The sequence below is a fragment of the Butyrivibrio sp. INlla14 genome (assembly GCF_900102515.1).
Classification (GTDB): domain Bacteria; phylum Bacillota; class Clostridia; order Lachnospirales; family Lachnospiraceae; genus Butyrivibrio.
Genome location: NZ_FMVS01000027.1, coordinates 20,941 through 41,578, shown reverse-complemented (window position 1 = coordinate 41,578; position 20,638 = coordinate 20,941). Strand labels below are relative to the sequence as shown.

13 protein-coding genes are annotated in these 20,638 nt (G+C 37.1%); all 13 read left to right on the top strand.

The features are described 5' to 3' along the window. The first annotated feature begins 9 nt into the window (after nucleotides 1–9). The gene (locus tag BLO53_RS15375) at nucleotides 10–210 is read left to right on the top strand and encodes a helix-turn-helix domain-containing protein (RefSeq protein ID WP_092063507.1); all 201 of its coding nucleotides are present in this window, start codon (nucleotides 10–12) and stop codon (nucleotides 208–210) included. Further along, a complete protein-coding gene (locus tag BLO53_RS15370) occupies nucleotides 210–1,712 on the top strand; it encodes a class I SAM-dependent DNA methyltransferase (protein WP_092063504.1) in 1,503 nt (500 codons plus the stop codon). The genes BLO53_RS15375 and BLO53_RS15370 overlap by 1 nt, the downstream gene beginning before the upstream one ends. A 24-nt stretch (nucleotides 1,713–1,736) precedes the next feature. Then, nucleotides 1,737–2,861, top strand: a complete 1,125-nt coding sequence (locus BLO53_RS15365; protein WP_092063501.1) for a restriction endonuclease subunit S — start codon at nucleotides 1,737–1,739, stop codon at nucleotides 2,859–2,861. After that, a complete protein-coding gene (locus BLO53_RS15360; protein WP_092063498.1) occupies nucleotides 2,858–6,178 on the top strand; it encodes a DEAD/DEAH box helicase family protein in 3,321 nt (1,106 codons plus the stop codon). The genes BLO53_RS15365 and BLO53_RS15360 overlap by 4 nt, the downstream gene beginning before the upstream one ends. Nucleotides 6,179–6,200: 22 nt before the next feature. Further along, nucleotides 6,201–7,598: an SAP domain-containing protein gene (locus BLO53_RS15355; RefSeq protein WP_092063495.1), complete on the top strand. Its 1,398-nt coding sequence runs from the start codon at nucleotides 6,201–6,203 to the stop codon at nucleotides 7,596–7,598. Nucleotides 7,599–7,619: 21 nt separating this feature from the next. Beyond that, on the top strand, nucleotides 7,620–14,045 hold the full coding sequence (locus BLO53_RS15350; RefSeq protein ID WP_092063492.1) for a DUF3320 domain-containing protein: 6,426 nt from the start codon (nucleotides 7,620–7,622) through the stop codon (nucleotides 14,043–14,045). 38 nt (nucleotides 14,046–14,083) lie between these two features. After that, nucleotides 14,084–15,895 (top strand): GmrSD restriction endonuclease domain-containing protein, encoded by a 1,812-nt coding sequence (locus BLO53_RS15345; protein ID WP_092063489.1) that lies wholly within the window; start codon nucleotides 14,084–14,086, stop codon nucleotides 15,893–15,895. 66 nt (nucleotides 15,896–15,961) lie between these two features. After that, nucleotides 15,962–16,570, top strand: coding sequence for a hypothetical protein (locus tag BLO53_RS15340; RefSeq protein WP_207648482.1), 609 nt, complete (start codon nucleotides 15,962–15,964; stop codon nucleotides 16,568–16,570). Nucleotides 16,571–16,585: 15 nt separating this feature from the next. Further along, nucleotides 16,586–17,686 carry a macro domain-containing protein gene (locus BLO53_RS15335; RefSeq protein WP_092063486.1) on the top strand — a complete coding sequence of 367 codons (1,101 nt, stop codon included), beginning with the start codon at nucleotides 16,586–16,588 and terminating at the stop codon, nucleotides 17,684–17,686. Nucleotides 17,687–17,822: 136 nt separating this feature from the next. Further along, nucleotides 17,823–18,497 (top strand): vWA domain-containing protein, encoded by a 675-nt coding sequence (locus BLO53_RS15330; protein WP_092063483.1) that lies wholly within the window; start codon nucleotides 17,823–17,825, stop codon nucleotides 18,495–18,497. Beyond that, the gene (locus BLO53_RS15325; protein WP_092063481.1) at nucleotides 18,497–20,062 is read left to right on the top strand and encodes an ADP-ribosylglycohydrolase family protein; all 1,566 of its coding nucleotides are present in this window, start codon (nucleotides 18,497–18,499) and stop codon (nucleotides 20,060–20,062) included. Before BLO53_RS15330 ends, BLO53_RS15325 begins: the two co-directional genes overlap by 1 nt. A 50-nt stretch (nucleotides 20,063–20,112) precedes the next feature. Then, entirely contained in the window at nucleotides 20,113–20,355 is a 243-nt protein-coding gene (locus tag BLO53_RS15320; RefSeq protein WP_092063478.1) for a hypothetical protein, read from the top strand. A 29-nt stretch (nucleotides 20,356–20,384) separates the two neighbouring features. Continuing rightward, nucleotides 20,385–20,612 (top strand): TM2 domain-containing protein, encoded by a 228-nt coding sequence (locus tag BLO53_RS15315; RefSeq protein WP_207648481.1) that lies wholly within the window; start codon nucleotides 20,385–20,387, stop codon nucleotides 20,610–20,612. The last annotated feature ends 26 nt before the right edge of the window (nucleotides 20,613–20,638 follow it).

Sequence of the window (20,638 nt, the reverse complement as noted above, 5' to 3'; positions counted from 1 at the left end):
GGTATGAAAATGGAGTATTTAACAACAGTAGAACTATCGGAAATTTGGGGGATTTCAGCTCGGCGTATAGGAGTGCTTTGCGCGGAAGGGCGCCTTGAGGGTGCAATCAAAAAAGGTAAAACCTGGTTGATTCCATCTAATGTGGAAAAGCCGGAAGATGCCAGAATTAAATCTGGAAAATATATAAAAAGTAAGGATGGAAAGAATTAATGATCACCGGAGAGTTAAAAAACAGAATTGATAAGATTTGGAATATCTTCTTTGCAGGAGGAGTCGCTGAGCCACTTACAGTTGTTGAGCAACTTTCTTATCTCATGTTCATCAGAGATCTGGATGAAACAGATAAGATTCATGCAAAAGAAAGTGAAATGCTTGGCGTTCCTTTTAATACTTTGTTTCCAGACAAAGTTGTAATAGGAGAGCAGCAGATAGATGGTAATCAGCTCAGATGGTCCGTATTTAGAGATTTCCCAGCTGACAAAATGTATAATACTGTGCTTAATTATGTATTTCCATTTATTAAGACATTGCATGATGACAAGGATAGTGCATATTCAAAATACATGGATGATGCTATTTTTATGATTCCAACCTCTCTAATGTTGACCAAGATTGTTGATGAGATGGATGAGATGTATCACGAAATGGAACTCACTCACAGCGAGGATATTCGAGGCGATGTATATGAGTATATGCTTTCCAGCCTTGCAACAAATGGTGTTGCCGGTATGTTCAGAACACCACGTCATATCATAAAGATGATGGTTGAGTTGATGGATCCGAAAGCAGATGATGTGATTTGCGATCCTGCTTGTGGTACAGCTGGATTCCTTATCGGTGTCAGTGATTATCTTAAGAAAAATAAAAAAGAAGAGATATTCTATAGCAAGGATAAGAAAGACCATTACATGAACAATATGTTCCATGGTTTTGACATGGGAAGGACAATGCTTCGCATTGGTGCCATGAATATGATGACCCATGGTGTTGATAATCCTCATATCGAATATAGAGATAGTTTGTCAGATCAGAATCCTGATAGAGATAGATATTCTCTTATTCTTGCGAATCCACCTTTTAAGGGAAATCTTGACTCTGATATAGTTTCAGCGGACTTGTTAAAGCTTTGCAAGACAAAAAAGACAGAGCTTTTATTTGTAGCATTATTTACAAAGATGCTTCGTGTTGGTGGTAGATGTGCTTGTATTGTTCCTGATGGAGTTTTGTTTGGTTCATCAAAAGCACATAAGCAGATAAGACAGGAACTTGTTGATAATCAGAGATTGGAAGCTGTCATTTCTATGCCATCTGGAGTATTCAAACCATATGCTGGTGTGTCTACTGCGATTTTAATTTTTACAAAAACTGAGCATGGTGGAACTGATAATGTTTGGTTTTATGATATGCAGGCCGATGGTTACAGCTTGGATGACAAGCGTACTCCAGTTGATGAAAGTGATGTGCCAGATATCATTGAACGATTCAAGAATTTGGATAAGGAAGCTGATAGGAAAAGGACGGATAAATCTTTCTTTGTACCAAAGGATGAGATTGTAGAAAATGACTATGACCTTTCAATCAATAAGTACAAAGAAGTGGAGTATGTTCCAGTAGAGTATCCGTCTACTGAAGAAATAATGACTAATCTCAGAGAAATTGAAATGCAGATTGGTCATGAGATGGATGAGTTAGAAAAACTATTAAATTTATAAATTGAGATTTGTAGGGATGTTTAGATGGAAAAAGTAAGATTAGGTGATGTTGCGTCATATGTAAATGGTTATGCTTTTAAACCTGAAGATTGGTCAGATAATGGCTTGGAAATAATTAGAATACAGAATTTAACTGGCAATGCATATGAGATTAATAAATATGATGGAGAATATGATCCTAAATATGAAGTCAATACAGGAGATGTTCTAATCTCTTGGTCAGCAAGCCTTGGAGTATATGTTTGGACCAAAGAAAAAGCGGTTTTGAATCAGCACATTTTTAAAGTTGTTTTTGACAAGATGGATGTTGATAAGGATTTTTTTGTATATCAAGTGAATGGAATCTTGAATAAGGCAGAGTCAGAAACTCATGGTGCTACAATGCGTCATTTGACAAAGCCTGTGTTTGATAATCTTCCTTTTGTATTGCCTACCATTGATGAGCAAACAGTAATAGCCAATAAACTGAAAAAGATAGAAAAAATAATTGATAGTAGAAAAGAACAATTGGAACAATTGGACACCCTCATCAAAGCCCGATTTGTCGAGATGTTTGGTAATTTACAGTGTAATGACAAACACTGGAACGAAAAAACATTAGGAGATGTGTGTTGTAAAGTAATACGTTACCCTACCTTCTATGGTATGGATTATCTTGCTGAAGGCACTCGTGTTATTCGCATTGGAAACATTTTAGAAGATGGGCATATGGATTTAGACGATGCAAATTATGCTTTTGTCTATGATGGAGTAAACGAGGATTTTCCTGAAACGGTTATCGAAGAAAATGACATTATCATGGCTGTTAGAGGAGATGGGTCGGCTGCTAAACGTATAGGATTGGTGACAGAGAAAAAACTAATAGGTTCGAATATCAGTCCCAATCTCATAAGAATCAAGGTTGATGATATGTTCCTAAATCCGCTGTTCATGTTTTTTTATATGACAGGTGAAGTCGGGCAAACGCGACTTGATGCATATGTAAATAAAACAGCAAAGAAAAATATAGCAGCAAAAGATATTGTGAAAGTCATTACTCCAGTGCCCCCACTTGGATTACAAAACGAATTCGCAGAGTTTGTTGCTCAAGTCAACAAATCAAAAGTTGTAAATATAAAAGGTTATCATTACATGGAGGATGTAGCATGACCAATTTTGATTATTTAAAAGAAGAATCCAAATTTGATAGCTTCTCGGATGTAGCTATATCGGCAGAGAAGATTATTAACATTGACGTAGAGGCCAGTGTTATTAATTGTCGGCGTGCTATGGAATTTGCTATCAAGTGGATGTATTCGGTTGATAAGTCATTGGAGATGCCATATCAGGACAGTCTAATCAGTTTAATGAGCACTGAGGATTTCCATGATTTGGTTGATGATGATTTGTGGAAGAGACTTGATTTAATAAGAAAAATTGGTAATCGTGCGGCTCATAACTTTGGTAAGAAGATTACAAAGGATGAGGCTGGTCTTTGCTTGCAGAATCTATTCTACTTCTTTGACTATCTTGGTTATTGCTATGCAGATAATTATGAGCAAAGGGAGTTTGATATTTCCCTTTTAGATGAAAAACCAGTAGAGAGCACTGTAAAGCCTGCAAACGTTAGTGAAGTAGATTTAGAAAAGCTAATTGCTGAAAACAAAGCTCTTAGAGAGGAGCTAACTGCTCGAAGAGAAGAACAACAACAAACATATACTCCTAAGCCACTTGATTTATCAGAGTATAAGACAAGAAAAATATATATAGATTCAATGTTGCTTGATGCCGGATGGGTAGAGGGACAAGACTGGATAAATGAAGTGGAACTACCTGGTATGCCTAACAAATCAGAAGTAGGTTACGCGGATTATGTTCTATATGATGATACCCATAAACCTCTTGCAGTAGTAGAAGCAAAGAGAACCTGTGTTGATGTTGCAAAGGGCAGACAGCAGGCAAAGTTGTATGCAGATTTATTGGAAGAAAAGTATGGTAGAAGACCAGTAGTTTTTTTGACTAATGGATTTGATTCCAGAATAGTTGATAATCAATATCCTGAAAGAAAGGTTTCAACTATTTATTCCAAACGAGATTTGGAAAAATTATTTAATTTGCAATCCATGAGAACTAGTTTGTCTCGTGTTAATGTGGATAAAAAGATTGCGGGTAGATACTATCAGGAAGCTGCAATCAAATCTGTTTGTGAAGCTTTTGATCAAAGAAATCGTAGAAAAGCTTTACTTGTTATGGCTACAGGTTCTGGTAAGACGAGAACCATAATAGCTTTATGCAAAATCCTTCTGGATTATGGTTGGGTAAAGAATATTCTTTTCCTTGCTGATAGAAATTCGTTGGTGACACAGGCAAAGAGAAGTTTTGTAAATCTTTTGCCTACTTTGTCATGCTCAAATTTAGTTGAGGAAAAGGATAATTACACAGCTCACTGCATCTTTTCCACATATCAGACAATGATGAACTGCATTGATTCTGTAAAGGATGAAAATGGTTCAAATAAGCTCTTTACTGCTGGTCATTTTGATTTGGTAATTTGTGATGAGGCTCATAGATCTATCTATAACAAATATAGAGACATATTCAGTTATTTTGATGCACCATTAGTTGGTTTGACTGCTACTCCAAAGGATGAAATTGATAAAAATACATACAGTATTTTCGATTTGGAAAATGGTGTGCCTACATATGGTTATGAATTGGAACAGGCTGTTAAGGATGGCTTCTTAGTAGATTTTGTTCCGGTAGAGACTAAGCTTAAGTTCTTGGAAGAGGGTATTCATTATGATGACTTAAAGGAAGACGAAAAGGAAATTTATGAGAATACCTTTGAAGATGAGGATGGCAATCTGCCAGAATCATTAACCTCAGCTGCATTGAATGATTGGGTATTCAATGAGGATACTATTAAGCAGGCTCTTAGGATTCTTATGCGTGATGGCCTGAAAATAGATTTTGGTCAAAAGTTAGGCAAGACAATAATATTTGCTAAGAATCACGAGCATGCTGAGAAAATTCTTGAGATTTTCAATAAGGAATATCCTGAGCTTAGCAAAAATGCAGGTCAGCCATTTGCAAAAGTTATTGATAATTATATGACTTATGCTCAGAGTGCAATTGATGAGTTTTCTGATGAAAAGAAGATGCCACAAATAGCAATCTCAGTAGATATGCTTGATACTGGAATCGATGTGCCAGAAATCTTAAATTTGGTATTTTTCAAAAAAGTATTAAGTAAGGCAAAGTTCTGGCAGATGATTGGTCGCGGTACTAGATTATGTGAAAAGCTTGTAGATGGTAAGGACAAGGATAAATTCTACATCTTTGATTTCTGCAGTAACTTTGAATTTTTCAGAATGCATGAGGGTATGCCTGTCCCTAACACTATTGCTGTGCAGGGGGCTGTATTTGCACTTGAGTTTGAAATTGCTTATAAATTGCAGAGCCTTGAGTACCAGACAGAAAGACTAATGGCTTATAGAAATGCCCTTGTAAAAATAATGTCTGGAAAAGTTGAGGAACTAAATAGAGAAAATTTTGCTGTGCGTCAGCATCTTAGATATGTTGATCAGTATTCTACTGAGCAAAATTATGTTGCTTTGACTTTTGAAGATACTCAGCTTGTACGAGATGAGTTGGCACCTTTAATTATGCCTGATAGTGATGCTGCATCGGCAGTTCGTTTTGATGCACTTATTTATGGGTTAGAGTTAGCTAAACTAGCAGATAAATCATATGGTAGAAGAAAAAGTGATTTGATTAGAAAGGCTGAAGGCTTAGCAGAGGTAGCAACTATTCCTGAAGTAGCTGCTCAATCTGAATTAATCAACAAAATCTTGCATACGAGCTATATTGATGATGCAGGAATTGATGAATTTGAAAATATCCGTAAATCTCTTCGTGACTTAATTAAATTTATTCCAAAGTCAAAGATTATTTATGACGTAGACTTTGAAGACGAGATTTTAGATCAGCAGATTGATCAACCAGTGACACCAGGCCAACATTTAGAAAATTACAAGAAGAAGGCGGAATATTATATCAGGCAAAATCAGAACAACATTGTAATTGCCAAGCTTAAGACTAACAAGCCTCTTACTGAGACTGATGTTAAGAATCTGGAAGAGATTCTTTGGAGTGAGTTAGGAACTAAGGAAGATTATGAAGCTTCTATAGGAGATGTTCCTTTGGGAGAGTTTGTAAGAAGTATTGTTGGATTAGATCAAAATGCAGCAAAGGAAGCATTTTCAGAATTTCAGGCAGATGCTAATTTAGACAGCCGTCAGATATATTTTGTAAATCAAATAATTGAATATATCGTTCAGAATGGGATGATGAAAGATCTTTCTGTACTGCAGGAAGCACCTTTCACAAACCAAGGCAGTGTTGGAGAAGTGTTCACCGATATGACGGTCTGGATGAAAATCAGGAAGATTATTGATCAGATAAATGCAAATGCAAATATTGCGTAGTTGAAAAAGGAGAGTCGCAAAAGTGTTTTTAGAAAATGCAGAATTTACACAGGATGAAAAGAAAATACTGAAAGCGGGAATTGGCACAATCCTATGGAAAATCATATTTTGGCCATTTCTGATATTTGAGCTACTTTTATTTATAGGTTGCTCTTCAGACTGGGCTTCTAATATTGGTGTATTTATATTCTGTATGATTCCCTTCTTAGTGGTTGCTTATTTTGCTTTTAGAAAACAATGGTTTTGGAAAGAAGAAAAGCAGCGTGAATATATTGCAAAAGTAAAAACCAGACAAGCAAGATATCGCAGGAGTACTGTTAATCCACCACCATACAAAGCAACACCATATGCGACTAGCGATACAGTGAAGGAACAAAAACATCCTTTTGTCGAAACGGCAGTAGAAACAGTTCAACCGATGCATGATTCGAAAGTAGAATATGATGTAACTTCAGATCACACCGAGAGAGCAGATTCTGATTATGAAATTCCTCCATTACAAGGAGAATATGCAAAGACGATATTCCTTTGGGCACATGACAAACCTGCGCCAATTAAGCCTGCTAGCCAGTATGCTCGTTATTTTTTATTTGAATGCGGCATAAGAGATTGCAATAAGTATCATAAGCAATTGATAGACGAAGGATATTTTGAAGAAGCTGCTGCTACAGATAAGCTTAAAATGCTCACAGTTGCAGATTTAAAGGTTATGTTAAAAGAAAAAGGGCAATCAGTTACTGGAAAGAAGGAAGAACTGATTAGCCGTCTTATTCATTCAGCTGATTCTGATTATATAAACAGTAAGATTCCAGAACAAATATATAAGCTTTCCGCCAAAGGCGAAGAAACTCTTGCCAATAATAACCATTACGTTATGTTGCATAAGAATAAAAATTGGGGAATAACTGATTGGAAAGAATATGATCGTGAAGCTAAATCAGGTGAAGATTTTTGGGATGTTATGTGGCGAATATCCAATAAAAAGCTTGATAAAGCAGCTGATTGGGAAAAGAGAAATCTCTTTTATTGCATGTATACCATTTTAAGAGGCAAAGGTAATATGTCAGATGCATTGGAGATATTACTAAAGGTTTTCTATTTGGATCTAAATGGTACGACAAGTGCTAAGACGTTTGAATTATATAAAGAATCCAAGGTGTTTACAAAGGATTATTTAAAGGATGTTTTTAATGCTTATGTAATGATTGCACCTGGACTTGTTAAGGATTTGCCTGATTTTAAGAATGTATATGATGCAGACATGATAACGGTACTATATGCATGGAAATTACCAATGTATATATGTCCCAAGGAGCTTTTTCAGCAGATTATTGAAGCTGGAATAAACGGGACTTTGGATATTGAGAAGGCACTTGGTCTATTGCAGATCGAGTATAACAAGATGGTTGATAGACTATAACTGATTTTTAGGGGGCTTCACATGGAGTGGAAACATCTATTCAAGGAAAATGTACTAAATGGGGGTATGGAATATATCCGAAGTGGCTCTGTCAAAAATTTACATTTTGACGAGCGATTAATAACAGCAGATATCGTAGGGCTGGAGTCATATCATGTAGAAATTGTGCATGGAATTAATATGATTTCAAAAGTTCAATGTAATTGCCCATATGCTCAGTCTGGTATATATTGCAAACATATGGCAGCTGCTTTATTTGCCTGGGAAAATGAGACTGTAAACAAGGAAGCAGTTAGTACTCCTCAATCTACACCAGTAGAAGAAATTGAAACTGTGAAAGAAAGTGTGGAGGAGAAAACTTCCGATGTAGTAGCTGAGGATAAAAAGGCTGATGATATTAAAGATGTTACCCCACCGGAACCAATAGAAACTGAGGAAGATAAAAAGGAACTCTCAGAAGAAGAAAAGAAAATTATTATTAGCAAAGCTCAAAATGGCATTGAGCTTACAGTAGATGTTGAAGAGGTTATCACTTATGCTATCCAGCAAAACGGTGGTGATGTGGTCAGGGATATTGTTGTTAAGAATACTCTTGATGAAGACCTTTCAGATATAGTGCTCAAGATAGGTTCAGATACAAAATTAATTGAGCCTTGTGAGGTGGGTATTCAAACTATACGTGCTGATGAAGAAATACATCTAAAGGAATTAAAAATAAAAATTAATGGAGACTATTTGGCTTCTTTAACAGAACGAATCACATGTAGTCTTCAGTTTAGAGTTTGTTTTGATGATAAAACTCTAATATCGGACAAAAAAGATATAGTTGCTCTTGCATTTGATCAGTGGCCAGGTCTTAGATACACGCCTGAAATACTGGCTGCATTTTCTATGCCAAATCATCCTGTTGTTACAAGTCTTATCCAGTTAGCGGCAAAGTATCTGGAAAAATGGACAGGAGATCCATCTCTTGCAGGGTATCAGTTTGATGATCCAAACAGAGTAAAGCTGATGGCTGCAGCTGCTTATGCCGCAATTCAACAAAAAAATATTACCTATGCCAATCCACCTTCAAGTTTTGAGGTCTTTGGTCAGAGAATTAGACTTGCAGATGCAGTACTTGAGCAGCATTTGGGTACATGTATGGATATGACACTTTTATATGTGGCATGTCTTGAAGCTATGGGATTAAATCCAGTTATGGTTCTCATACATGGACATATTTTTGCTGGTGTTTGGTTAGTTGAAGATTCATTCTCTGACACTATTATGGATGATCCATCACATATGGAAAAACGTATGGCAAATGGCATCAACGAAATGATAGTTGTTGAGTGTACGGCCATGTGTGCAGGGAAAAGCTTAGATTTCGATAAGGCTGTAAAATCAGCTCAGTATAAAGTTGCTGATTATGGAAACTTCGAATTTGTCATTGATGTTGCAAGAGCTAGAAGTCTTGGCATTAGACCTCTTCCTGTAAGAATAATGACAGATGCAGGATTTGTAGTAAAACATGAGGAAAGAAAGCAAAGCGAAGTGACAAGTGCCCCTATATCTGTTGGGCAGACTTTTGATTTAAGTAATCTTAAAGATGAATCTCAAGCCACCAAGCTTACGCAATGGGAGCGCAAGCTATTGGATTTAAGCATGAGAAATATGCTTATTAACCTTCGTTTTACAAAAGCAGTAGTACCTCTATTATGTAGCAACGTTAGTGTATTAGAGGATGCTCTTTCGGATGGAGAAGAATTCCAGGTTTTGCCACGCCCAGATAATATGGCTATAAATGGCGATGGTATATCAGTTGAAGCTTTGACTGATTTAGGACCATTCCAGGAATTCATGGAACTTGAGAATAAGCATAAGAAATTACACTCATTTTATACGGAAAAAGAACTATCATCATGCCTGACCAAGATGTATAGGTCAGCAAAGACTTCATTAGAAGAAAATGGTGCAAGTACACTCTACTTATCACTTGGTTTACTTCGTTGGGTAGAAGGCAAAAAGACACCAGTTGTTAGATATGCACCTATTATTTTGGTGCCTATAGATATTACAAGAAAATCTGCTAGCATCGGTTATACAATGCGAATGCGTGACGAAGATGCCCAGATGAACATTACTTTACTAGAGTTCCTGAAGCAAAACTTCGATCTGCAGATTGCAGGTTTAAATCCATTGCCAACTGATGAACACGGCTTAGATTTACCAAAGATTTTTGCCATTGTTCGACATGGAATTATGAGCATGGAAATGTGGGATGTGTTAGAAGCTGGATTTATCAGTAACTTCTCATTCTCACAGTTTGTAATGTGGAATGATATTCATAGTCGTAGCGATATATTGGAAAGAAATAATATCGTACGTAGCCTGATGAAGGGTGCTGTCGATTGGGATTGTACTATACCGGACAATGTTGATACAGATGAAGCATATCTTCCAATAACAGCTGATGCATCTCAAATCAGAGCAATTAATATGGCTGCAAACGATGTGAGCTTTGTTCTTCATGGACCTCCAGGAACAGGCAAATCTCAAACTATTACAGCTATGATTGCTAATGCTCTTACAAAGGGAAAGACTGTCCTTTTTGTAGCTGAAAAGATGGCTGCTCTTGAAGTTGTTCAAAAGAGATTGGCAGCATTGGGAATTGAGGATTTCTGTTTAGAACTGCATTCTAATAAGGCAACTAAAAAGGCAGTATTAGATCAGTTAAAGAAAACATTAGAGATTCATGTTTATGGTCTAAAAACAGAATATGATCAGAAGATAGAAGATATCAGAAGGATGCGAAAGGGTTTGGATGCATATGCTGAAAAGCTTCATGTTCGTAGAGAATTTGGTAAGAGCCTTAAAGAGTTAATAGATATTTATGAGACAATACCAGATCACAATATAGAATTACGTTTTTCTTCTGAGTATGCATCAACAATCTCACAGAGTGATTTAGATAATCAAAAAAGATTGCTTGAACAACTGGTTGCTGCAGGAAGGGGTGTAGGTCATCCTCATAATCATCCATTATCTGCTGTACACCAGACGGTCTATACGCAGACTTTAAAGATGGATTTGGAAGGTGTCGTACAGGCATACAAATCTTCTTTAGATAATTTGCGTAAACCAGTTGAGGAATTTATTAAATCATTAAGCATTGAATCTCCAGTTACAAAAGAAGACTGGGAAAATATCAGTGTTTACGCGAGAAGTGTTATTTCATCGGAAGAGATTCCTTCTATGTTACTGAATGCTGATAATTTGGACAAAGAGTTTGATTTTCCTCTTTCATATTTGGATGAAAAAGGGAAATTGGATGCCAGAAAAGGCTCTTTGTTGCAGAGCTGGAAAGAATCATTTTTGCAGTCAGATATGTCCATATATCGTGCAAAGTATGACGAAGCCAATAAAAAATTATTGGGTAAAGGTAAAGCCATTTCAAATCTGGTGGCAGAAATACAATCCTTTGCTTCATTTAGTGTGTCTGCAGAACAGATACCTGCAATTATTGCGGATATCGAAATGTATCAAAAACAAGCAGCTTCACTTAATGAGAAGAGTGGTCAACTGTCATTTGAATGGAAACAACTAGTAGAAAAGTATCCTGACGTTAATTCTTTGCAAAGCTACAAGAATAGTGTGCAGAGGCAGCTTGATGTTATAGAGCAGTTTTCAGATGTAGTGCGCAAATTAGAGCAAGCTGGTGAACTAAAGGCTTGCGTAGATAATGCTAAGATTATTATTGAACAATATGAAAATGTGAAAGCCAAAGAAGCTAAAGTAAATGATTTACTTATACTGGAGGATTCTGATACAGAAGGAAATTGGCTAGACAATCGAATTAAGGTATGTGATAACCTCATTGAGAATGGGGCTTACATAAAGGATTGGATTGTATATAGACAGTTTGATGATGCTTGCAGAAAAGCCGGTGTTGGCTTGGTTTGTGATGCTTATGAAGAAGGACTTGATCATGAGCTGGTAATGAGTGTCTACTTACGCTCAATATATAAAGCAATTATTCTGTCTGTAATAGAAAAGGAGCCAGCACTTAATAGTTTTACAGGCAATGGATTTAACGAGCAGATTGTTCAGTTTAAGAAACTTGATGCTGAGTTCATGGAGCTTACCAAAGATGAGATGTTCTACAAACTAACTCACAATTTGCCATCAAGCTATGAGTCTGTTCAGATGAGCAAGGAATTAAATATTTTACGTAGAGCTATCAGTAGCAATGGGCGAGGTATGTCTATTAGGAGTCTATTTGATCAGATACCTCATGTCCTTATGAAGTTATGCCCATGTATGCTTATGAGCCCAATTTCTGTAGCACAGTATTTATCTGCAGATAATGATCTCTACGATATTGTTATATTTGATGAGGCTTCGCAGTTGCCTACATGTAAGGCTGTTGGTGTTCTCGCCAGGGGTAAGAATGCTGTAATTGTTGGTGATCCTAATCAGATGCCACCGACCAGTTTCTTTGCAGGTAATACTGTGGATGAAGACAATCTTGATATAGAGGATTTGTATAGCATTCTTGATGATTGCTTGGCTCTTGGTATGCCTTCAGCACACTTACAGTGGCATTATCGAAGCCGTCATGAGAGTTTAATTGCCTTTAGTAATCATGAGTTTTATGAAAACTCTATGCTTACTTTCCCTTCTGTTAATGATAGAGAACGTAGAGTTAGCTTGGTTAAGGTAGATGGTTTTTATGATCGCAAAAAGGGCAGAGTAAACGAGGCTGAGGCCAAGGCTATAGTTGCAGAAATAAAGCGTAGATATAAGGATGAGTTACTTAGAAATGAGACAATAGGTGTAGTTACTTTTAATGTGACGCAGCAGACTCTTATTGAGGATATGCTACAAGAAGAATTCCAAAAAGATGTGGGATTTGATAAATGGGCATCTTCTGGAGATGAAGCATTATTTGTTAAAAATCTTGAGAATGTCCAGGGCGATGAGAGAGATGTAATTTTATTCTCAGTAGCATACGGTCCGGATCAAGAAGGAAAACTGTCAATGAATTTTGGACCGTTGAATAAAGAAGGCGGCTGGAAGCGATTAAATGTAGCTGTGTCTAGAGCTAGGGATGAAATGATTGTATTCTCTACAATGACAGCTGATATGATTGATCTTAAGCGAACAAAAGCCAAGGGTGTAGAATCGTTAAAAGACTTCTTAAGCTTCGCACAAAAAGGAACATTGCAATTATCATATTCAGAAATGCAACAAAAGAAGCACCAAGGTATTTTAGACAGAATCTGTAGCGAATTAGAGCAGGCAGGTTATAAATATCAAAAAGCCGTTGGTCACTCTAGATTTAAGGTAGACATTGCTGTTATTAATCCATTTAACGAGGATGAATACCTTATGGGTATCATGCTTGATGGTGATTCTTATAAGCAGTCATCTAATACGAAGGATCGTGAAGTAGCACAGGTGGGTGTGCTTGGTGGCTTAGGCTGGAAGTTGCACCGTATCTGGACAATGGACTGGTGGGACAATAAGCAAAAAGAGATAGACCATTTGCTTCAATTGTTAGATGAGGAAAAGAAAAAGGCTGAGCTTGCCCCAAGACCAGAAAAGAAGGAAGAGGTTGAGCCTGTTGTTATTGAGGATACTCATCAGGCGGTAAAGCCTATTGAAGTTGTTTCAGAAGTACTAGAGGATGAACCAGTAGAAGAGAATGTAGATGAAACAAAATCTATAGATAATTCAGAAAATGAGCCACCGGTAGTAGAAGAGACTGCTATTACAGAAGTAGAACCAATACCTGCTCAAGAAACTATTGAGTCAGTAGAAGTAACTGATGAACCTGAACCTATGATTGCATCTCTTCCAAAGGAACCTGAGTCTCCATTAGTGGAAAAACCAGAGTTATCTTATAGATTTACGGATTATGTATCTGCAAACGTGGAGATAACACCGCTATCAACAAATGAATATGTGCTGAAATCCTCAATGGCAGCAATTACTGAGCACTTACAGAAGATTGTTGATGCAGAGGCTCCAATATCAATAGATAGACTGACAAAGAAGGTTTTGAGAACATTTGATATTGGCAGGTCTAGTGCACAAACTATTGAAGCTACTGAAAAGGCTCTCAAAAAGGTTAATGCAAAATCTTCAAAGCAGAATGGAATGAAGTTCTACTGGAAGGAAGGACAAGAGCCTAGTACATATCAGTTATATCGCTTTGATGCAAATTTGGACGATAAACGTGCTCCTGAAGACATCAGCCAGGAAGAAATGAAGAACGTGGTTTGCCTTACTTTACAAAAGGTTGGACGTGAGCACAAGGATGACATTATTAAAGATACCATCAGAACTATGGGCTATAACAGAAGTGGTGTAGCTCTTGTTGAGGCTGTAGAACGTGGTATCAAATACGGTAAGAAGACGGGTGAAATTGTGGTAGAGAAGAATATGGTTTCGTTGCCATAGGACTAATCATATGTAACTAAATTGGAGGTTTTTATTTAATGGTCGGTGAGAAATTCACTTTAATGCAATACTCAGTATATTCTATTTTAGGAATGATTGAGGCAAAGCAATTTGTAATTCCAGAAATACAAAGACCGTTTGTGTGGAAAAGGTCTCAAGTTAGGGATTTGATAGATTCTTTGTATAATGGCTATCCTACAGGGTATATCATCACATGGAAGAACCCAGATGTAAAAACAAAGGATGGCACTGTGGCAAATGGTAATCAGATTTTGATTGATGGTCAGCAAAGAATTACAGCGCTCATGGCAGCTATTGCTGGAATAGAAGTTTTAGATGATGATTTTAATAAGGATCGTGTAAAAATAGCGTTTAATCCATTAACAGAAGATGCTGATAAAAGATTTGCAGTGCAAGATGCATCTCATTTGAAGGATAAAAAATGGGTTCCAGACATTGCGGAGATTTTCAAAAATGATTTTGATCCATTTGAATTTGTAGAGAATTATTGTAATGACAATCCTGGAATTAAGCGCAATGATGTAAATAACGAGATAAACAAGCTTAAGGGAATAGCTAATAGGCAAATTGGCGTTATTATGCTAGATCAGAATCTTGATATTGACGAAGTTACAGAAATCTTTATACGTATTAATTCCAAGGGAACTCCATTAAGCCAATCCGACTTTGTTATGTCAAAAATGGCAGCAGATACTGTTCATGGTGGAAATACGTTACGTAAAGTTGTTGATTACTTCTGTCACCTTGCTGTTAAACCAGACTTCTATCCTCAGATGATTAAGGATGCAGAGTTCGAAAAAACTGATTATGCTTCAAAAATTAAATGGCTAGCTAAAGATAATGAGGATATCTATGATCCTGATTATAATGATATGCTTCGTGTGTCTTTTATGTATAGCTTTAATAGAGCTAGGCTTTCAGAATTGGTAAGTTTGCTTGCTGGCAGAGATTTTGAAACTCATGAGTTCAAGGAAGAAATTGTTGAGGATTCATATCATAGACTGGAAGATGGTATCAAGGAATTTATTAGGGAATATAACTTTGAGCAGTTTGTTTTGGCTATAAAAGGAGCAGGGTTTAAGTCAAGCAAACTTCTTGGTTCGCAAATGACATTGGATTTTGCATATATGATTTATCTTAAGCTATCAAAGGATTCAAAGATTCCTAATGATCAAATAAAGCATTTCGTTCAAAAATGGTTTGTGATGTCTACTCTTACAGGAAGATATGTTGGCTCGCCAGAGTCTGTGATGAGTAGAGACATACGTATGATTAATGAGAAAGGTTTTGCCTCTTATTTTGCAGAGCTAGAGGCTTCTTTACTTTCGGATACATTTTGGAATGTTACCTTACCACAAAATTTGGCTACTATATCAACAAATAGCCCAGCATTTAATACATTCTTGGCAGCACAAATTAATTTGAATTGTAATTCGATGCTTATGAGAGGGACTATGATCTCAGATTTATTAAATATTTCTGGAGATGTACATCATATTTTTCCTAAAGCATATTTAAAGAAAAATGGCGTAGATACAAAGATTGGCTATAATCAAGTTGCGAACTTTACTATGCTTGATACGCAGGTAAATAAAGCAATTGGTGATGATGCACCTTGTGTTTATTTTGGGAAAGTAATTGAAGCTTGTAAACAAGGAACAATTGCTTTTGGCAATATCTCGGATAGAGACGTGCTGGAAGATAATCTAAAAGAAAACGCAATTCCGTCTGGAGTAATTAATATGGATGTGAATGATTATGATCAGTTTTTGGAAGAAAGAAGAATCCTTATGGCAAAGCTGGTTGAAAAATACTATAAGAGTTTGTAATTTTTCTGTAGGTTCGACAAGGGTTAATTTATTGATGATTCGAAATGGTTATGGGAGTTTTGAAATATGGCAGATATATTGAATTTGAAAGCTGGCGTAAGGGTTGCTTTAGGTACTCATCTCTATGAAGGATATCAGAAAGATACTAACTATATTACTGCAAATGTGGGCGTTGATAAGATAGAAGAGGTCTTACAGCATTTCATCGCAATACATGATGAGCCGTTATTCTTTATCTTGGAATTACCAGCTAAAGCAGATGATGAAACAGAGGTCGCTCCAGGCGTTGTGAAGACATTGCATAACGATGTCTATTACATTGATGGATGCTCACAGGAAGAAGCACTCACTATTTTGATAAGAGTTGGAAAACTATTATACAACGATGGAATGAGCTCATTTGGCTTTGGTGGGCATCAAAGTCATGATGAAATAATGTTTGGCAAGTATAATGTGCTGACAATCTATAGCGAGACTATAGAAGAATATGAAGATTTTTTTGAACCTCATGAAATAGAAGAAACAGACCATCTTATTACCGCGTGGGATACATTTACTGCAGATAATCCAGGAGTAAGTGAAAAATATACTATGGATGGGAAGACGGTTTATGACATTCCTAAACTCTTTGAGGAATGGGGAATGTATTTGGCAGAACAAAGAGAAGAAAATTGATGGAGGTAAGTTCGGATGCCTTTTCAAATCATCCGTGATGATATTACAAAAGTAAAAGCCGATGCCATTGTTAATACTGCTAACCCTTCGGTTGCAGTAGGCGATGGTGTAGATCGAGCCATATATGAAGCTGCTGGTCATGACGAACTATTAGCAGCAAGAGAAAAGCTTGGAGAGCTCCCACCGGGAAATGTTGGAATTACACCTGCATTTAATTTGCAGGCTAAGTATATTATCCATTCCAGTGGTCCATGGCGGGAAGGTGGCTCTCACGGAGAAGAAAAACTTTTGCGCCAGTGCTATGACAAAGCCTTGATGTTAGCCTATGATTATGGATGTAAAACTATCGCATTTCCGTTAATGGCTACCGGCACTTATGCATTTCCAAAAGAATTAGGATTGCAGATTGCAGTTGATGCTTTCAAGGATTTCTTAGAAGACCATGAAATGGATATCACCTTAGTTGTTTTTACAGATTATGCTTACAAGGTTTCAGGTGCTATCTTTGAGGATGTTGTCAGCTTTGTAGATGGAGATACTGTAAAAAAGACTCTTTCTGCTGAGTATTTGTTGGATGGTGTCCCAATTGACGAGGACTTTGATGACGAGGAAGATGAGCTGGAATTGTCCGAACTTGATCTAGGAGGACCACTAGATGATTCTTCCTGTGAAGATGGGGACTTTGCAGTTTTCGGTGCTAGACCATCTGTCTGTTCTTCAGAGAGTATTTCGATTAAAGGATCCAGGTCGCTTGATAGTGTTTTGAAGGATATTTACACAGATTCCTTTGAAAAACATCTTCAGAAGTTGATTAACAAAAAAGGTCTGAAAAATTCAGAAGTATATGCGGCAGCTAATATTTCTAAGCAGTACTTTAGTAAATTACTTAAGGGACAGGTGAAACCATCTAAGGAAAAGGTTTTGGCTCTTGCTGTTGGTCTTCGTTTGAACTTAGACGAAACCATGGATTTCTTGCGATTAGCAGGATATGCTTTGTCTCCAATATCTCAGACAGATGCTGTGGTTGAATACTTCATCGAAAACGAAGATTACAACGTACTAAAGATTGATATTGTGCTTTTTGACTATGGTCTAGAGCCATTATCAAATGGATAAAAAATTAATACAAGGTCGCATGCGAGTTGACCATTTGAAACCTTCTAGAAGGTATCATTTACTCATAACAAAGGAAAAAGCTTCACTGCAGGGAAGCTACAGGTAAGAGTGATGATTCTTCAGGAGGTTTTTTATTATGAAAAAAGGATTAACCGAAATCGTATATATTCTTGACCGCAGTGGCTCCATGGGTGGACTTGAAGCAGATACTATCGGTGGTTTCAATGCCATGATTAAAAAGCAAAAGAAGGCAGAGGGACAAGCAATTGTTTCTACAGTTCTTTTTGATGATGAATATGAAGTGCTACACAACAGAATCGACATCAAGGATGTTCCTAAGATGACAGACAAGCAGTACTTTGTCAGAGGTTGCACAGCTCTTCTCGATGCTGTTGGCACAGCAGTGAATCATATCAAGAAGGTACATAAGGATTTGCCAAAGTATGAAAGACCAGAGAAAACCATCTTTGTTATTACTACAGATGGTATGGAAAATGCATCCTACGAATATTCTTACGAGAGCATCAAAAAGCTGATTGAAAAACAGCAGAAAAAGGATGGCTGGGAGTTCATGTTTATTGGTGCGAATATTGATTCCTATGCAGAGGCTGGCCGTCTTGGTATTAAGAAGAGCAGAACTGCCAACTATGTTCATGATGAGCTGGGAACGTCAACAGTTTATAAGGGAATGGCTAAAGCTGTTTGCTCTGTAATGATGGCACCTAGTCTAGATGCTGTTGATGAGTGCCTTGAAGAGAGTGGATGGGATGTTGAAATAACTGCAGATTTTGCAGAGAGAGGTGGACGCTAATGGCAATTAAAGGAGCTATTTTAGGAGATATTCTTGGTAGTCAGTATGAATTTAATCGTCCGAGGAATTTAGACTGGAAAAATGTACCTCTGATTATGGAAGATAAACATACTAGCTTTACCGATGATACCGTAATGATGTTAGCCATAAAGAAGGCTTTGGATGAAAAGCTTGATTTAGTGGAGACTATGGTAGAGATTGGAAGACAATATCCATATTGTGGGTTTGGTGGACATTTCTATGACTGGATAATGACTGATGACCATAGACCATATAATAGCTGGGGCAATGGTTCAGCAATGAGAGTCGCTTATGTTGCAGATTATTTTACTGAGCTTACAGATGTTCAGAAGTGGGCTAAAAAGACTGCGGAGGTAAGCCATAATCATCCTGAAGGAATCAAGGGTGCAGTCGTAACTGCAACATGTATCTGGATGGCTAAGAATGGTAAATCTAAACAAGAAATTTATGATTATGTGCTAGAGCAGTACCCAAAGGAAGACTATGAATACAGTATTGCTTATAGCCTTGAAAAAATCAGACCACGTTATAAGTGGAACGAAAGCTGCCAAGGTTCTGTGCCAGCAGCTATGAGATGCTTTTATGAAAGCACTGATTATGAGTCTTTTATCCGCAATGTCTACAGCTTGCCATGTGACAGTGACACCTTTGGTGCTATTGCTGGTGGTGTTGCCGAGGAGTTTTATCATGGATTTGATGATATTGATGCAGATGGAATAATGCTTGAGTATTTAGATAGCAGGCTATATCCGATTTTTTTGAATCATCAGGAGATATGCGTAGAACTTAGACGTGAAGGATTAATGAGGGAATGGTGCCAGGCCAAGGTGTTTGATTTTGATGATCAGTGGATTATGGCATATTTGGATAGTGAGCCACATCAGAATTTTGGATGGCATAAGGGCGAAGAAATCGCAATTTTTGTTGAGAAAAAAGACGATGAAACTATTTTTTATTCGAATATGAATCCAAGTAGGCCGGTCACTGAAGAAATGCTGGCAGATGGCTCTGTTTTGAAGGAGGCCATTGAAACATTTAATAATGACCGGAGCGAGAACAATTTTATTGAAGTGCTGGAATTACTAAGAGATAGCTATGTGTGGATTCCTTGTAACGCTGTTATGAGCGGAGTTGACGAGGAACAGATAATGAAAATGGTTGAAGCAGCTGGAGATGACATTGATTCGTTAGTTGGTCAGACATTTACCAGTAATGATGATGTCAGATTAATTCCTGATACATTACAAAACGGGGATGCATATTTCTTTCCAGTTTTTTCTAGTGCTGAGGAAATGGGAGATTATGGCAATGGTTTTTCAAAAGTACAAAAGCATTTTCTGGATGTTATTGCAATGGCTAAGGATGATGAAAAACTATCGGGCATAGTTGTAAATGCTTTCAGCCGCCCATTTGTTTTAGAGGCAAAGGTTTATGATTTGGTCGAAAGATTGAAGAGCAGAATCATTGAGAAACAGCAGGATGCCCTTTGGGAGGGCTGGCCACAGATGACGCTTGGATATCTTGAACCAGTAGAGAAGTCCTAATATAGGGACAGTACCGAGAGTATATTTATATTATCGAAGGAGGTGGAGCTATGATTACATTTGAGGAAGCTGTAAAAATTGCAAAAGAACGCAGAGATTATTTTGATACCTGCGAAGAATACAAAGATATGTATATCTTCAGCTGGAGTGATGCTCCAGCGGCTGATGGTGGTTGGGATATGCCTTTTATAGTTTTAAAGGAAACCGGGGAAGTAAAGGTATTTACCTGGATGATAATGCATAATCCTAAAATGTTTGAGGATGATATGTATATTGGTGAACATAAAATTTAAAACAAAAGTAAAAACGGAGGAAAATGAAAATGAGTAATTATGTTACAAGCACATCAGATAAGAAAAAGGGAGTTGCTTTGATCTTATGCATCTTTGGAGGCTGGATGGGGTTACATTGCTTTTACGTAGGTAGATGGGGCAAGGGTTTCTTATATCTGTGCACATTTGGTCTTTTCATGATTGGTTGGATGGTAGATATTTTTAAAATTGCACTTGGCTCATTTAGAGATAATGTCGGGGCACCATTAAGGGAATAGTGTAAAGTTTTCAGCTGGATGAATAG

What these genes read in the sequence shown, in the direction of transcription:
- BLO53_RS15375 (WP_092063507.1), top strand. Translation starts at nt 10, where the DNA reads ATGGAGTATTTAACAACAGTAGAACTATCGGAAATTTGGGGGATTTCA.
- BLO53_RS15370 (WP_092063504.1), top strand. Translation starts at nt 210, where the DNA reads ATGATCACCGGAGAGTTAAAAAACAGAATTGATAAGATTTGGAATATC.
- BLO53_RS15365 (WP_092063501.1), top strand. Translation starts at nt 1,737, where the DNA reads ATGGAAAAAGTAAGATTAGGTGATGTTGCGTCATATGTAAATGGTTAT.
- BLO53_RS15360 (WP_092063498.1), top strand. Translation starts at nt 2,858, where the DNA reads ATGACCAATTTTGATTATTTAAAAGAAGAATCCAAATTTGATAGCTTC.
- BLO53_RS15350 (WP_092063492.1), top strand. Translation starts at nt 7,620, where the DNA reads ATGGAGTGGAAACATCTATTCAAGGAAAATGTACTAAATGGGGGTATG.
- BLO53_RS15345 (WP_092063489.1), top strand. Translation starts at nt 14,084, where the DNA reads ATGGTCGGTGAGAAATTCACTTTAATGCAATACTCAGTATATTCTATT.
- BLO53_RS15340 (WP_207648482.1), top strand. Translation starts at nt 15,962, where the DNA reads ATGGCAGATATATTGAATTTGAAAGCTGGCGTAAGGGTTGCTTTAGGT.
- BLO53_RS15335 (WP_092063486.1), top strand. Translation starts at nt 16,586, where the DNA reads ATGCCTTTTCAAATCATCCGTGATGATATTACAAAAGTAAAAGCCGAT.
- BLO53_RS15330 (WP_092063483.1), top strand. Translation starts at nt 17,823, where the DNA reads ATGAAAAAAGGATTAACCGAAATCGTATATATTCTTGACCGCAGTGGC.
- BLO53_RS15325 (WP_092063481.1), top strand. Translation starts at nt 18,497, where the DNA reads ATGGCAATTAAAGGAGCTATTTTAGGAGATATTCTTGGTAGTCAGTAT.
- BLO53_RS15320 (WP_092063478.1), top strand. Translation starts at nt 20,113, where the DNA reads ATGATTACATTTGAGGAAGCTGTAAAAATTGCAAAAGAACGCAGAGAT.
- BLO53_RS15315 (WP_207648481.1), top strand. Translation starts at nt 20,385, where the DNA reads ATGAGTAATTATGTTACAAGCACATCAGATAAGAAAAAGGGAGTTGCT.